We start from the raw sequence: 13441 nt of genomic DNA on the forward strand, positions 1-13441 counted from the left end.
GCTATTCGCTCCGGCTCGCCAGCGCATTGACAGCAGCAACCGTGATCGCTGATCCGCCGAGACGTCCCTCGACCGTCAGCGCCGGTACCGGCGACGCGGCCATCAAGGCCGCCTTCGACTCAGCCGCGCCGACGAAGCCGACCGGGCAGCCAATGATCGCCGCCGGCCGCGGACAGTCGGCGTCCTCCAGCATGTTGAGCAGATGGAACAACGCCGTCGGCGCGTTGCCGATCGCGACGATGGCGCCGGCCAGATGCGGCCGCCACAGCTCGAGCGCCGCCGCCGAGCGTGTATTGCGCATCGATTGCGCGAGTGCCGGAATCTTGACATCGCCGAGCGTGCAGATGACGGCGTTGCCGGCCGGCAGCCGTGCGCGCGTGATGCCCTCCGACACCATGCGTGCATCGCAAAGAACCGGCGCACCCTCCTGCAAGGCTGCCCGTGCGCGCCCAGCCATACCCGGCGTGAAACGGACATGCGCTTCCAGGCCCACCATGCCCGCGGCATGGATCATGCGCACGACCACCGGCTCCTCGTCTGATGTAAAGCGGGCAAGGTCGGCCTCCGACCGGATCGTCGCAAAGGACTGCCGATAGATCGTCGCACCATCAGTCTCATAGACGTGCGGCATCAGTGGCCTCCCATCAGCACGGAGGGATTTGCGAGGAGGTCCGAACGGGTGAGCCCTCGCAGGACCGGCACGTCCCGCGTCGTGCCGCAACGGATGAGGTCAAAGCCCGCGCTTGACGCAACGAGGGTGACGTCCACCGAGCCGGAATGGGCACAGCCCTTGGCGCAACCGGACACATGAAGCCGAGCATCAGCCGGGACAAACGATGCCAGCGCCGATGCCAATGCACGCGTATCGGCATGCGCCTCACGACAGCGCGGTGCGCCGCTGCAAGCGATCACGCGGAGCGCCGGATCATTGGGATCAGTGACGAGGTCCGCGTCACGGGGCATCTCATGCATGCCCTCCGCGAGCAGCATCCGCCAGGGCGTCATGCGAAGAGCTTGCGCGCAGCCGGCAAGATGGCTGAGCGTCTGGTGCGGCATTTGACCGAAGGCTACGCTAACCAGCGCGCCAGTCGGATAGAGGCCGGGCACAGGATCTGCCGATCGAGCCACGGGCGCCGCGTCGCCGCGAAGCGACTGCGGCAAGCTCGCGCCGCCGGACAGATGAGACGCCATCCGTCGTTTCTCAGCTTTGGCTCCGCCGGAGGTGACAAACCATTCGGCCATCGCGAGCGCGATATCCACCGCCTCTCCGCGCCAGACAGGGCGACCGTACCGTGCGCCATCGGGAAGCACCAGCAGTCCGCCGTTGCGAGCGCGCTCGATCCTGATATCCGCCGACGCGCCGGCCAGCACGCGCTTGCTGCCGTCATCGATCGCGAAACCGAACTTGGTGGGAAGATCGAGCCCCGCGCCGGCGAGCGCCCGCTCAAGCTCGGCCGCGAGCACGCGAGTATCGTCATCGGCAGTCCAGAATGGCGTCACCAGAATGTTGCGCTGCGCCTCGGTATCCGAATCCGCGTCAAGCAACCCGAGCCCGGCGAGCTCATCGATCAAGGCTGGATAACCCTCATCGCTGACGCCGCGGATCTGGAGATTGGCGCGGCTGGTCAGATCGATCAGGCCGTTGCCGTATCGCGCAGCCAGGTCGGCAATTCCCGCCGCCTGCGCCGCCTCCAGCCGTCCGCCGCGCGGACGGATGCGCACCACGAGGCCGTCGCCCGACTGCATCGGCCGCAGCGCCCCGGGACACCAGCCCTTGATCGCGATGGCGCTCATGAGGCCTCCTGCAGCGCTGCCGCAATCGAATTGCGCCGCGTCTGCCAGAGCGACGCGTCATGCAGCCGGGTGAAGCAGGTTTCGATCGCGGCCAGCGCCGCCGGATTCTCGCGCGCCATGAAGGCGCGGACGTCGTCATTGCCGAGCGTCGCGTCGTAATAGAGGTCGAACAGGTGCGGCGGCACAGCACCGGCGAGATGCGCGAACGTCGCCATGTGCTCCAGCGTCGCCGATATCTCGGCGGCGCCACGGAAGCCGTGGCGCATCATGCCGGCGATCCACGCGGGATTGGCGGCGCGCGCCCGCACCACCCGCGAGATTTCCTCGGTCAGCGACCGCGCATGCGGCTGATCCGGCCGCGTCGTATCGAGGTGATAGAGCGACGGGACTTTTGCGCCGAGCCGCCGGGCCGCCGCGGCGATACCGGCCTCATGCGCGGCATAGTCCGCCGCCAGCAGCAGATCGGTCTCCGGCAAATCCTGGGTGTGGACGAAGCTATCGGCAGCAGCGAGCCGTGCCTCGATGCCGGCGCGGTCAGGCCTGATCTCGCCATCAGATGCAATGGCCCAGGACGATGCCGACAGCCAGGCTTCGCCGGCCGCGTCGCGCGCCTCCTCCGTGAAGGCGTCCGGGACGGACGCGATGCCGGCGCCATAATGTCCGGGGCGAGGCCCGAACACGCGCGAGACGCGCTGCCGGTAAGGATTCTCGTCGCTCTCCTCGCTGCGTTCGGACAACGCCTCGGTCGCAGCTTCGAACAACTGCGCAAGTCCCGAGAAGACGTCGCGGAACAGCCCCGACACGCGCAGCGTCACGTCGATTCGCGGACGGCCAAGCTCTGCCGGCGCGATGATGTCGTAGCCCGACACCCGGCCCGATCCATGATCCCAGCGCGGCGCGATCCCGGCGAGGTGCAACGCCATCGCAAAATCCTCGCCGGAGGTGCGCATCGTCGACGATCCCCAGAGGTCGACGACCAGCCCTGTCGGCCAGTCACCGTGATCCTGCAAATGACGGCGCAGCAGCTCCTCGGCGAGCTTCACGCCCTGCGCATGCGCCGACGGCGTCGGCACCGCGCGCGGATCGACCGCAAACAGATTGCGTCCGGTCGGCAGCACGTCGCTGCGCCCGCGATAGGGCGAGCCCGACGGCCCCGGCGCAATGTGCCGACCGGCAAGCGCATCGCGCAACGCTGCCCGCTCTGCATCGCCGCAAGCGCCCTGCCCGAACACATGCAGGCCGTCGCCGAACTGGCTTTCCTTGAGATCGCAGACGAAACGATCGATCTGGGGAATGGCTTCGGCCGCGGAGACTGACGCCGCGAGACCGAGATCGTCCTCCAGCCCGGCGATGCGCGCTTCTTCGCGTATCGCGGCAATCAGGCGCTGCCGCCGCGCCGGATCGAGGCCGTCCGCAGTCGAATATTCATCGAGCAAACGCTCGAGCCTGCGCAAGCCCTCCGGCACCGCCGCCTGCGCCAGCGGCGGCGGCAGATGGCCGATCGTCACGGCACCGATCCGGCGCTTGGCCTGCGCGGCCTCGCCGGGGTCGTTGACGATGAAGGGATAGACGACGGGCAGATCGCCGATTAGCGCTTCCGGCCAGCATGCGGATGACAGCGCAACCGACTTGCCGGGCAGCCACTCCAGCGTGCCATGCGCGCCCATATGGACGACGGCATCGATGCCGTGCTGCCTGAGCCACAGATAGAAAGCGACATAGGCATGGCGCGGCGTTCGCGAGAGGTCGTGATAGTCCGTATCGCGCTGACCGACGTCACCGCGCTCCGGCTGAACCGCGATGATCGACTTGCCGCTCCGGATCGCCGCGAAATGAAACGCACCGTCACGGCAATCGGGATCAGCCTGCGGCGCGCCCCATGCGCGCGCAAGATCGTCCTGGAGCTGCTGCGGGAGGTTCGAGATCGTCGCGCGATATTCGGCCACGTCCCATGTCAGCTTCCGGTGCAGCAGCACGCCGCCCAGCGACTCCACCGGCTCCAGATCAAAGCCCGCAGCCACGAGGTCGGCGAGCAACACCTCCACCGAGGCAAGTGCATCGAGACCAACGGCATGCGCGATCTGATGCGGGCGGCCTGGATAGTTCGAGAGCACGACGGCGAGCTGCTTGTCCCGGGCGGGTTTGCCGGCAAGCCGATGCCAGGCTGCCACACGCGCGGCGACCGCGGCGACGCGCTCGGCATCCGGCCGATGCGCAAGATGCGCGAACTGCAGATCCGGATCGCGCTCGCCGGGCGATTTGAAGCTGACGACACCCGTGAACAGGCGGCCGTCGACCTCCGGCAGCACCACATGCATCGCGAGATCGCCGGGCGACAGGCCGCGCAGCGACAAGGCCCAATCCTCGCGCCGCGCCGTCGACAGAGCGACCTGGAACACCGGACATGATGCGGCATCGAACGGCGTCGTGCCGTCGTCACCGGCCGCGGAGAATGCGGTTGCATTGACGATGGCGGCCGGCGGGCATTGCGCGAACTGAGCGCGTAGCCAGTCGGCCACGCCCGCCGCCTTCAACGAGGTGACGAAGACACCGTGGGCGTCGAATCCCTTTTCGCGCAAAGCCTCGATCAGCGCATCGACCGGAGCCGCGTCGCCCGCCGCCAGATAGGAGCGATAAAAGGTCACCAGCACAAGCGGCCGGCCATCCGATGCCGGCAGCGCCGCGACGGCACCGCGCCGGGAATCGTAGACGCCGATCTCGGGAAGATCGATCTCACCGACAACCGGCCCGGCATAAAGGCCGGACGCCAGCGCCAGTTGCGCGATCACGGCCTGTGCGGCAACGGGGCCGCCCTTGTCGCACAGCACCTTCAGGCGGCGCAGCGTCGAGACCGGCAAGGTCGAGAATTCATCCAGCCGCAAATCGTCGCGGCCATCCGCCGGCAGCACCACCAGGGCGATGCCGCGCTCCTTCGCCAGACGATGCACCGCGGCCAGCCCGTAAGACCAATAGGGTTCGCCGCCGATCAGCCGAACCAGGATGCCGCGCGCATGCGACAGTGTCCGCTCGATATAGGTATCGACCGAAAGCGGATGGCGCAGCGCCGCGAGATTGGCGAGCCGCAGCGACGGCAGCGCGGCGCGGCCCCGCCGCCAGCCGGCCGCGAAGGCAGCGAGATCGCTGTCGGAAAACGACAACACCACGAGATCGGCCGGATCCTGGCCGAGGTCCCTTGGTGTCGCGGTCTCCTCAAGGCCGCGGCTCTCGCGGAAGATGACGTGCATCAGACACCTAGTCGCGCCCTGATCGCGGCTTCGTCGATGTCGCCGTGTTCGCCGATCACGACGAGCTTTGACTGCCGCGCCCGCGCGCCCCAGGGCATGTCGAACTGATGCCGCACCCGCTCGCCGACCGATTGCACCAGCAACCGCATCGGCTTGCCTTCGACCGCGATGTAGCCCTTGGCGCGCAGCACGTTCTGCTCGCGTGCCAGCCCCTTGATCGACGCGATCAGCGCATCGACATCCGCGATCTCCGGAAGATCGATCACCACGGAATTGAAGTCGTTGTGCTCGTGTTCGTCCTCACCGTCATGATGGGACGGCCGCGACGCGAGGTCGTCCTCTGCCGCAGCTTCGAGGCCCAGGATCACGCGGGCATCGATCGCACCGTCGACGATGGGCAACATCGGCACCTCGCGCGGCATCTCGGCCGCAATTACCGCCTTAGCCGCTTTGATCCCCTCGGCTCCGGCGAGATCGGCCTTGGTCAGCAATACGATGTCGGCACAGGCGATCTGGTCCTCGAACACTTCGGACAGCGGCGTCTCGTGGTCGAGGTTGTCGTCTGCGGCGCGCTGCGCATCAACCGCGGCCGGGTCAGGCGCAAAGCGGCCGGCGGCAACGGCCTCGGCATCGGCCAGCGCGATCACGCCGTCGACCGTGATCCGCGAACGGATCTCCGGCCAGTCGAACGCTTTCAGCAGCGGCTTCGGCAAGGCAAGGCCGGATGTCTCGATCACGATGTGATCGGGCCGCACAGGGCGTGCGAGCAATTGCTCCATCGCCGGGATGAAGTCGTCGGCGACGGTGCAGCAGATGCAGCCGTTGGCGAGCTCGACGATGTTCTCGGTCGGGCAATTGGCGTCGGCACACGACTTCAGGATCTCGCCGTCGACGCCTTCGCTGCCGAACTCGTTCACCAGCACGGCGAGCTTCTTGCCGTTGGCATTGCGGATCAGATGCTGGATCAGCGTCGTCTTGCCGGACCCGAGAAAGCCGGTCACGACGGTGACCGGAACCTTGGCGAGCGTGGTCATTCTGCGGCCTCCGGCACGACGGCGAGGGGTGGAATGCGGGCAAGCGATTGCTTGCGAAAGATTTCGGGACGGCTGCGCCACGGCACGATGCCGTCAGGCGCCGCCGCATAGGCAGAGGCGCCGGCGATCACATCCTTGGCATGATCAGCGGACAGGCGGCCGTAGACATAGGACCACCGCCCCGGCGCGCTGAGCGCAACCGAGCAGCCCTGGCTGCAAGCCGACAGGCATTCGACCGGAACCAGATTGACGTCATCGGGCACGCCGACCTCAACAAGCGCGGCATGCAGGCGCGCACCGGGCGCGACCTCACCTTCGGCCAGCGTCTGGCCGGCGCGACAGGTGATACAGACATGAAGTGTAACGCTCATCGCCCTTCCTGGATTGACTGCGGGAAGCGATGAGGCACACGAACCTGACGTGAACAGGTTCGTTCCCCGTCGCGGAACACCCCGTCCGCCGGTCTCAAACACACTGCGTCGGCAGGTCTCCCGGCTTGCGGAGTAGGATTTCTCCCTTGATGCCCACCTTCCCGACTCCATCAGGAAATCAGTGGCTTGGGCATCTCTCCGGTCACGGTCGCGGGGGCGGCTGCGCTTCGGGCAAACCTTGCGGTCTGAGCCCTATCGCATTCCCTCTTCGCCTGTCGTAGGACAGGAACCAACGCGGGGTCACCATTCGTCCTGGCCTCGCACTTGTCAAGCCGAAGGAACGTGATGATTTCTGATGGAAACGACGCTGAAGATCGCGCCGTCGGCACCGACCCTTCGCTGGATGCGCGGCATGCCGCCAAAATGGCGAAAAAGAAGGTCGCCCGCGACAAGATCATGGCGACCAAAAGCGGTGAAAAGGGCCTGATCATCGTTCATACCGGCGCCGGCAAAGGAAAATCCTCCTCCGCCTTCGGCATGATCGTGCGCTGCGTGGCGCATGGCTTTCCCTGCGCCGTGGTGCAATTCATCAAAGGCGCCTGGGATACCGGCGAGCGCCGCCTGCTGACCGGGCATTTCGGCGATCTCTGTCAATTCCACGCGATGGGCGAAGGTTTTACCTGGGAGACGCAGGATCGCGCCCGCGACGTCGCGGCAGCGCAAGCCGGTTGGGAAAAGGCCAAGCAGCTGATCGCGGATCCGAGCTTGCGGATGGTCGTGCTCGACGAGATCAACATCGCGCTGCGCTACGATTATCTGGCGATCGCCGATGTCGTCGACTTCCTGACCAATTCGAAGCCGCCGATGACGCATGTCGTGCTCACCGGGCGCAATGCCAAGGACGAATTGATCGAGATCGCCGATCTCGTCACCGAGATGACGCTGGTGAAGCACCCCTTCCGCTCCGGCATCAAGGCGCAGCCGGGCGTCGAGTTCTGACGGTCAGCACCATGGCGCGCGCGTTGATGATCCAGGGGGCCGGCTCGGACGTGGGCAAGTCGCTCATCGTCGCCGGCCTCGCGCGTGCCGCGCGACGACGCGGCCTGCGCGTGCTGCCGTTCAAGCCCCAGAACATGTCGAACAATGCCGCCGTGACCGTCGACGGCGGCGAGATCGGCCGCGCGCAGGCCTTGCAGGCGCTCGCCGCCGGCGTCGAGCCGCACACCGACATGAACCCGGTGCTGCTGAAGCCGGAAACCGATGTTGGTGCCCAGATCATCGTGCACGGCAAGCGGATCGCGACCGCCCGCGCGCGCGAATATGCCGCCATGAAGCCGTCGCTGATGGGCGCGGTGATGGCGAGCTTTGGGCGCCTGAAGCAGCGCGGCGACCTGGTGCTGGTCGAAGGCGCCGGCAGCCCCGCCGAGGTCAATCTGCGCAAGTCCGACATCGCCAATATGGGCTTTGCGCGCAGGGCCGACGTGCCCGTGGTCTTGGTCGGCGACATCGACCGCGGCGGCGTGATCGCGCAGCTCGTCGGCATCCAGGCGGTGATCGACCCCGATGATGCCGCGATGATCCAGGGCTTTGTCATCAACAAATTCCGCGGCGATCCGACGTTGTTCGACGACGGCTACCGCCTGATCGAAGCCCGAACCGGGTGGCGCGGCTTCGGTGTGCTGCCCTGGTTCGCTCGCGCCGGTGAGCTACCTGCCGAAGACGCGCTCGGGCTTGGCGACGCGCGCAAGCCCGGCCAGTGCAAGATCGCGTTTCTGGCGCTGTCGCGGATCGCCAATTTCGACGATCTCGATCCGCTGAAGCTCGAACCCGGCGTCGATCTCGTGATGGTGCGGCCGGGCGAAGCCATTCCGGGCGACGCGAAGCTCGTCATCCTGCCCGGCTCGAAATCCACCCGCGGCGATCTCGCCTTCCTGCGCGCGCAAGGCTGGGACATCGACCTGCTGGCGCATCATCGCCGCGGCGGCCACATCCTCGGGCTGTGCGGCGGATACCAGATGCTTGGGCAAAGCGTCGCCGATCCTGAGGGGATCGAGGGGCTCGCCGGCGAAACGCGCGGCCTCGGGCTACTCGATGTCACCACAACCATGACCGAACAGAAGACGCTGACCCGCGTCAGCGCGATGCATGCTGCGACCCGTCAACCGATCAGCGCCTACGAGATCCACATCGGGCGCACCGATGGCCCGGATCGCGCGCGGCCTTTTTCAATGCTTGACGGCTCGCCGGAAGGCGCCATGTCGCGTGACGGGCGCGTTCACGGCAGCTATCTGCACGGCCTGTTCACCTCGGACGAATTTCGCAAGGCGTTTCTTGCACAGCTCGATATCCCTGCGGCGGATCAGCCGTACGGCGCCAGGGTCGAGAGCGCGCTCGACGCGCTTGCCGAGCACATCGAGACCCATCTTGATGTGGAAGGCCTGCTCGCGCTGGCGCGCTAAACCATCAGCGCGACAACGCGGCGGCAAGACGGGACCATTCGGCCTCGCTGCCCGGCAGACCGAGACGCAACCATCCGGGCTTTTGCTGGAAGACGCGCGACCAGATCAGCGCTCGAGCAAGCCTCTCCTGCGCGGCGAGCGCATCGCCAACGTCGTAGAGACGAAACAGCGGCGTGCCGCCGAGCAGCGTCCAGCCCTGCGATCGCGCCGCCGCATCGAGCCTGACACAGTCATCCGCCAGCCGTGCGATCGTCGCCGTTGTCCAGTCGTGATCGAGCAAGGCGCGCCGCCCGATTGCGATCGCGGCCCCCGAAACCGGCCATGGTCCCGCCATCGCCGCAAGCGCGGCGATATCCAGCTCGCTGCCGATAGCGAAGCCGAGCCGCAAGCCCGCAAGTCCGTAAAACTTGCCGAATGAGCGCAGGATCAGGAGCCCGGATTGTCCGGCCTCTCCTGCAAGCGACAGGTCGGGTACAGCGTCCACAAAACTCTCGTCAATCACGAGCCGGCCAACGTGCGGCAGCAGCGCGAGCAGTTCGTCCCGATCATGGCACCTGCCATCCGGATTGTTCGGATTGACGACGATGGCAGTGTCCGCTCCCGCAAGCGCTGCGAGATCGGACACCTCATCGACGTCCCAACCGGCGGCCGACAACATCCCGGCGTACTCGTTGTAGGTCGGCGCAAGGATCCGTGCCCGCCCGCGCGGCGCCAGATGCGGCAGCAACTGAATGGCGGCCTGCGCACCGCTCATCGCCACGATCGGCGCGTCGGTGCGGTAGGCCTGCCGCGCGGCGTGATGGAGGGATTCAATCTCGGATCGCGACGGCAGCGCGTTCCATTGCCGCAGCTCGACATCGACGTCAGGATAAGGCACCCGATTGATCCCCGTCGACAGATCGATCCAGTCTTCCGTAGCGCCGCCGAAGCGCTGCTGGGCGACATCGAGATTTCCGCCGTGCTCACGCATGCGCCGCTCCTCACGCCAGCGCCAGGGCGACGAACGCCGCGACCAACAGCATCATGGCGTAACGATAGAGCTTCAACCCGGCGAGGACATCAGCGGCAGCCGGATCGCGCGCGCCCTCGTTCAGCCAGGGCTCATCCGCGATGCTGCCGTGATAGATGCGAGGCCCGCTGAGCCGCACATCGAGCGCGCCGGCCATCGCGGCTTCCGGCCAGCCGGCATTCGGCGAGCGATGGCGGTGCGCATCGCGCAACATGCACGACCACGCCTGCGAAGGCCGCGGGGCAAGCAACACGAACAGCAGGCCGGTCAGCCGCGCCGGAATGAGGTTGGCGAGATCGTCGATCTGGGCGGCAGCCCAGCCGAACGCCTCGTGCCGCTCGGTACGATGGCCGATCATGGAGTCCAGCGTGTTGATCGCCTTGTAGCCGAGGATTCCCGGCAGGCCGAACAGCGCGCCCCAGAACACCGGCGCCACGATGCCGTCGGAGGCATTCTCGGCGAGGCTCTCGATGGTCGCGCGTGCGATGCCGGTGTCGTCGAGCGTTGCGGGATCACGTCCGACAATCTGCGCGACCGCCGAACGCGCCGCCGCGATGTCGCCGGCGGCAAGCGGATTGGCCACCGCAGCCACATGGTCGTGCAGCGAGCGCAGCGCAACCAGCGGCCACGCCAACACGCCCACAACGACAATGCGTAGCCACCCGGATGCGAGCACGGACTGAACGGCCCAGCCAAGCGCCGCCGCCAGCGCGATCACGAAGATCGCGGCCGCAACACCGGCCATGCGCCGAAACGCCGGTGGATCGGCGGCCCGGTTCCATTTGGTATCGAGAAGCTTGATCAGCCGGCCAAGCCAGGTCACGGGATGGCCGATGCGGGCAAACAGCACCGACGGCCAGCCGATCAGGGCATCCACAGCCATCGCCACCGCCATTGCTCCCGCAAAAAACACGCACCCTCTCCTTGTCGCGAGCCCCCTGATGCGCAAGACGTGGACCGAGCGCAAGCCCTCCGTGACGGATTTCGGCTTTGTCTTTCACCGCGATTGGTGGTTAGAGCGTTTCGGGCGAAGCGGGACACCGCGCGCAACAGGGGATCTTATGGCCGTCGTTCTGATCACGGGTGGAGCCCGGTCCGGGAAAAGCCGCCGCGCCGAATTGCGCGCGCGCAGCTTTCCAGGTCAGCCGGTCTATATCGCCACCGCCGAGGCGCTCGACGCGGAAATGGACGCGCGGATCGCCACCCATCGCGCGCGGCGCGGCAATGACTGGATCGAACGCGAGGTGCCGCTCGATCTCGTGGAGGCACTGGCCAAGACCGATGGCGGCGGCGCAAGGCTGGTCGATTGCCTGACGCTTTGGCTGTCCAACCTGCTGCATGCGGAGCGCGACTGGTCGCAGGAGGTCGCGCGGCTGGCGGACGCGTTGTCGCGCCAACGCAGCCCGGTCATCATGGTTACCAACGAAGTTGGCCTCGGCATCGTGCCTGACAACGCACTGGCGCGGACGTTCCGCGACGCCGCAGGTCTCATGAACCAGAGCATTGCCGGCGCGGCGGACGAGGTCGAGTTCGTCGTTGCGGGGCTGCCGATGAAGCTGAAATGAGCAACACGATCGAACCCGGCAAAGGCCCCGCGATGGTCTCGTTCGACGATGCGTTTCGCCGGCAACTGCACGAACTTTTCGTGTGGCGGCGCGACGTGCGCCGCTTCCGCACCGATCCGCTGCCTGATGGTACGATCGAGCGGCTGATCGAGATCGCCTGCCTGTCGCCTTCGGTCGGGTTGAGCCAGCCCTGGCGGTTCGTCATTGTCGACGATGCGGCACGGCGCCGCGCTGTCATCGAGGACTTCAAGAGCTGCAACGCCGACGCGCTGCGATCCTATTCCGGCGAGCGTGCAGCAAAATATGCCGCATTGAAGCTATCGGGCCTCGAGGAGGCGCCCGGCCATCTGGCCGTGTTTGCCGAAAAGACCGACCAGATCGGCTCCGGCCTGGGGCGCGCCACAATGCCGGAGACAACAGAATACTCGGTGGTGGCCGCGATCTGCGCGATGTGGCTTGCTGCGCGCGCGGAAGGCATCGGGCTCGGCTGGGTCTCGATCTTCAATCCAGGCCGCGTTCACGAGATTCTGGAAATACCCGATACGTGGAAATTCATCGGCTACCTCTGTATCGGTTACCCCCAGGCGGAATGCGACCGTCCTGAGCTCGAGCAGGCCAAGTGGGAATCGCGGCGAGGTCCCGATGAATTCACCATCCGGCGCTGACGAATCTCCGGGCGGTAGCGGCGCCCTGAACGGCGCAGCCCACTGGCGCGCCGACATCGCCTCCCTGGTCTTTCCCATCCCTGAGCGCGGCGCCATCTGCGCGGTGCATCGGGGCGCGTTTCGAACATTGCTTGGCGTCGACCCGACGCCGGACGGCTGCATCGGTTATTTCGCACGGTTTGAAGACGCGTTCAGGGCCGCGGCGCGCGCCAAGATCCTGCGCAAGCGCATCTCCCTTGGAACAAATCTGCATCTTACCAGTCGCGACATCGCTCGAAAGCTGCTAGAAGCCGACCAAATCGAATGTGGAGAACGACCATGAGCCAATCCCAGGCCGCGCAAACCCAGGTCATGCAATCCCAGGTCACGCATCTGCCGGTCGCGACCGGACGGGTCGGACGGCTTGCCCAGTCCCTGATGGCGATGTCGCTTGGTCTGTTCATCGTCGGGGTGGTCGGCTTCTCGCACATCGACGTGATCCATAACGCCGCGCACGATGTGCGCCATTCCAACGCATTCCCCTGTCACTGACCCCGCCGGTATGAGCACGTTTCGCTCGATCGTCTTCTCGTCGGTCATTGCCGGATTCATCGTCGGCCTGATCGTCACCGCGGTCCAGCAGTTCGGCACCGTTCCGCTGATCCTCAAGGCCGAGGTCTATGAGAAGGCGGCCGAGCACAAGCACGAAGCCTCCGCGCCGCCGCGGGCCATCCTCGTCCACGATCATGCGGAACATGATCACGGCGCCGAGGCGTGGGAGCCGCGCGACGGCCTGGAGCGCAATCTCTATACCGCGGGAGCAAACATCCTGACCGCGATCGGCTTTGCGCTGCTGCTTTGCGGCTTCTTTTCGGTTCGCAGCGGCGCGACCGGCGAGCCGATCTCGTGGCACGAAGGCTTGATGTGGGGCCTCGCAGGCTTTGCCGTCTTCACGATTGCGCCGGGCCTTGGGCTGCCGCCTGAACTGCCGGGGGTCCCCACCGCACCACTGTTGTCGCGTCAGATCTGGTGGGTGACGGCGGTGCTGGCGACATCGGCCGGCCTCGGGCTGATCGTCTTTCGGCGTTCGATGCCGGCCGCCATCGCGGGCGTGGTCCTGATCATGCTGCCGCATTTGATCGGCGCGCCCGAGCTGGAGCATGTCGAGACCAACGTGCCCTCGTCATTGTCGCATCAGTTCGTGGTCGCGGTCACGCTGACCAGCCTGGTGTTCTGGTCGCTGCTGGGCGGCCTGACCAGCGCAGCGTTCGCCTATTTCGATCGGCCCGCATCGGCGTGACGCCCCTGCCTGAGAGCGTG

14 protein-coding genes and 1 riboswitch are annotated in these 13441 nt (G+C 66.5%); of the genes, 7 read left to right on the plus strand and 7 right to left on the minus strand.

The features are described 5' to 3' along the window. Position 1: 1 nt before the first annotated feature. Genes AAFG07_RS27110 through AAFG07_RS27130 form a run of 5 tightly spaced genes read right to left on the minus strand, consistent with a single transcriptional unit; the run spans position 2 to position 6444 of the window. Positions 2–631, minus strand: a complete 630-nt coding sequence (locus AAFG07_RS27110) for a precorrin-8X methylmutase (RefSeq protein WP_342722884.1) — start codon at positions 629–631, stop codon at positions 2–4. Continuing rightward, on the minus strand, positions 631–1794 hold the full coding sequence (cobG, locus tag AAFG07_RS27115; RefSeq protein WP_342722885.1) for a precorrin-3B synthase: 1164 nt from the start codon (positions 1792–1794) through the stop codon (positions 631–633). The genes AAFG07_RS27110 and cobG overlap by 1 nt, the downstream gene beginning before the upstream one ends. Beyond that, positions 1791–5039 (minus strand): cobaltochelatase subunit CobN, encoded by a 3249-nt coding sequence (gene cobN, locus AAFG07_RS27120; RefSeq protein WP_342722886.1) that lies wholly within the window; start codon positions 5037–5039, stop codon positions 1791–1793. Before cobN ends, cobG begins: the two co-directional genes overlap by 4 nt. After that, positions 5039–6073, minus strand: a complete 1035-nt coding sequence (gene cobW, locus AAFG07_RS27125; protein ID WP_342722887.1) for a cobalamin biosynthesis protein CobW — start codon at positions 6071–6073, stop codon at positions 5039–5041. Before cobW ends, cobN begins: the two co-directional genes overlap by 1 nt. Then, positions 6070–6444: a DUF1636 domain-containing protein gene (locus tag AAFG07_RS27130; protein WP_342722889.1), complete on the minus strand. Its 375-nt coding sequence runs from the start codon at positions 6442–6444 to the stop codon at positions 6070–6072. The genes cobW and AAFG07_RS27130 overlap by 4 nt, the downstream gene beginning before the upstream one ends. Positions 6445–6536: 92 nt before the next feature. Beyond that, a riboswitch (cobalamin riboswitch) is annotated at positions 6537–6753 on the minus strand. Between the two features lie 36 nt (positions 6754–6789). Here AAFG07_RS27130 and cobO point away from each other — a divergent pair. Both cobO and AAFG07_RS27140 read left to right on the plus strand, forming a co-directional pair. Continuing rightward, positions 6790–7443, plus strand: coding sequence for a cob(I)yrinic acid a,c-diamide adenosyltransferase (cobO, locus tag AAFG07_RS27135; RefSeq protein WP_342722890.1), 654 nt, complete (start codon positions 6790–6792; stop codon positions 7441–7443). Positions 7444–7454: 11 nt separating this feature from the next. Then, positions 7455–8903, plus strand: coding sequence for a cobyric acid synthase (locus AAFG07_RS27140; RefSeq protein WP_342722891.1), 1449 nt, complete (start codon positions 7455–7457; stop codon positions 8901–8903). Between the two features lie 4 nt (positions 8904–8907). On the opposite strand, the gene cobD is transcribed toward AAFG07_RS27140, so the two are convergent. Together cobD and cbiB are read right to left on the minus strand one after the other, a co-directional pair. Next, positions 8908–9873, minus strand: a complete 966-nt coding sequence (cobD, locus tag AAFG07_RS27145) for a threonine-phosphate decarboxylase CobD (protein ID WP_342722892.1) — start codon at positions 9871–9873, stop codon at positions 8908–8910. 10 nt (positions 9874–9883) lie between these two features. Further along, on the minus strand, positions 9884–10807 hold the full coding sequence (gene cbiB, locus AAFG07_RS27150; RefSeq protein ID WP_342729251.1) for an adenosylcobinamide-phosphate synthase CbiB: 924 nt from the start codon (positions 10805–10807) through the stop codon (positions 9884–9886). A 166-nt stretch (positions 10808–10973) separates the two neighbouring features. Here cbiB and cobU point away from each other — a divergent pair, with 166 nt between their 5' ends. Genes cobU through AAFG07_RS27175 form a run of 5 tightly spaced genes read left to right on the plus strand, consistent with a single transcriptional unit; the run spans position 10974 to position 13421 of the window. Continuing rightward, the gene (gene cobU / locus AAFG07_RS27155; RefSeq protein ID WP_342729252.1) at positions 10974–11477 is read left to right on the plus strand and encodes a bifunctional adenosylcobinamide kinase/adenosylcobinamide-phosphate guanylyltransferase; all 504 of its coding nucleotides are present in this window, start codon (positions 10974–10976) and stop codon (positions 11475–11477) included. A 32-nt stretch (positions 11478–11509) separates the two neighbouring features. Beyond that, positions 11510–12142 (plus strand): 5,6-dimethylbenzimidazole synthase, encoded by a 633-nt coding sequence (bluB, locus tag AAFG07_RS27160; protein WP_342729253.1) that lies wholly within the window; start codon positions 11510–11512, stop codon positions 12140–12142. Then, entirely contained in the window at positions 12120–12464 is a 345-nt protein-coding gene (locus AAFG07_RS27165) for a hypothetical protein (RefSeq protein WP_342722893.1), read from the plus strand. Before bluB ends, AAFG07_RS27165 begins: the two co-directional genes overlap by 23 nt. A gap of 29 nt (positions 12465–12493) precedes the next feature. Then, positions 12494–12673: a CbtB-domain containing protein gene (locus AAFG07_RS27170; RefSeq protein WP_092127074.1), complete on the plus strand. Its 180-nt coding sequence runs from the start codon at positions 12494–12496 to the stop codon at positions 12671–12673. 10 nt (positions 12674–12683) lie between these two features. Next, a complete protein-coding gene (locus tag AAFG07_RS27175) occupies positions 12684–13421 on the plus strand; it encodes a CbtA family protein (RefSeq protein WP_342722894.1) in 738 nt (245 codons plus the stop codon). The last annotated feature ends 20 nt before the right edge of the window (positions 13422–13441 follow it).

Origin of the sequence: Bradyrhizobium sp. B097, assembly GCF_038957035.1 — a bacterium.
Classification (GTDB): Bacteria; Pseudomonadota; Alphaproteobacteria; order Rhizobiales; family Xanthobacteraceae; genus Bradyrhizobium.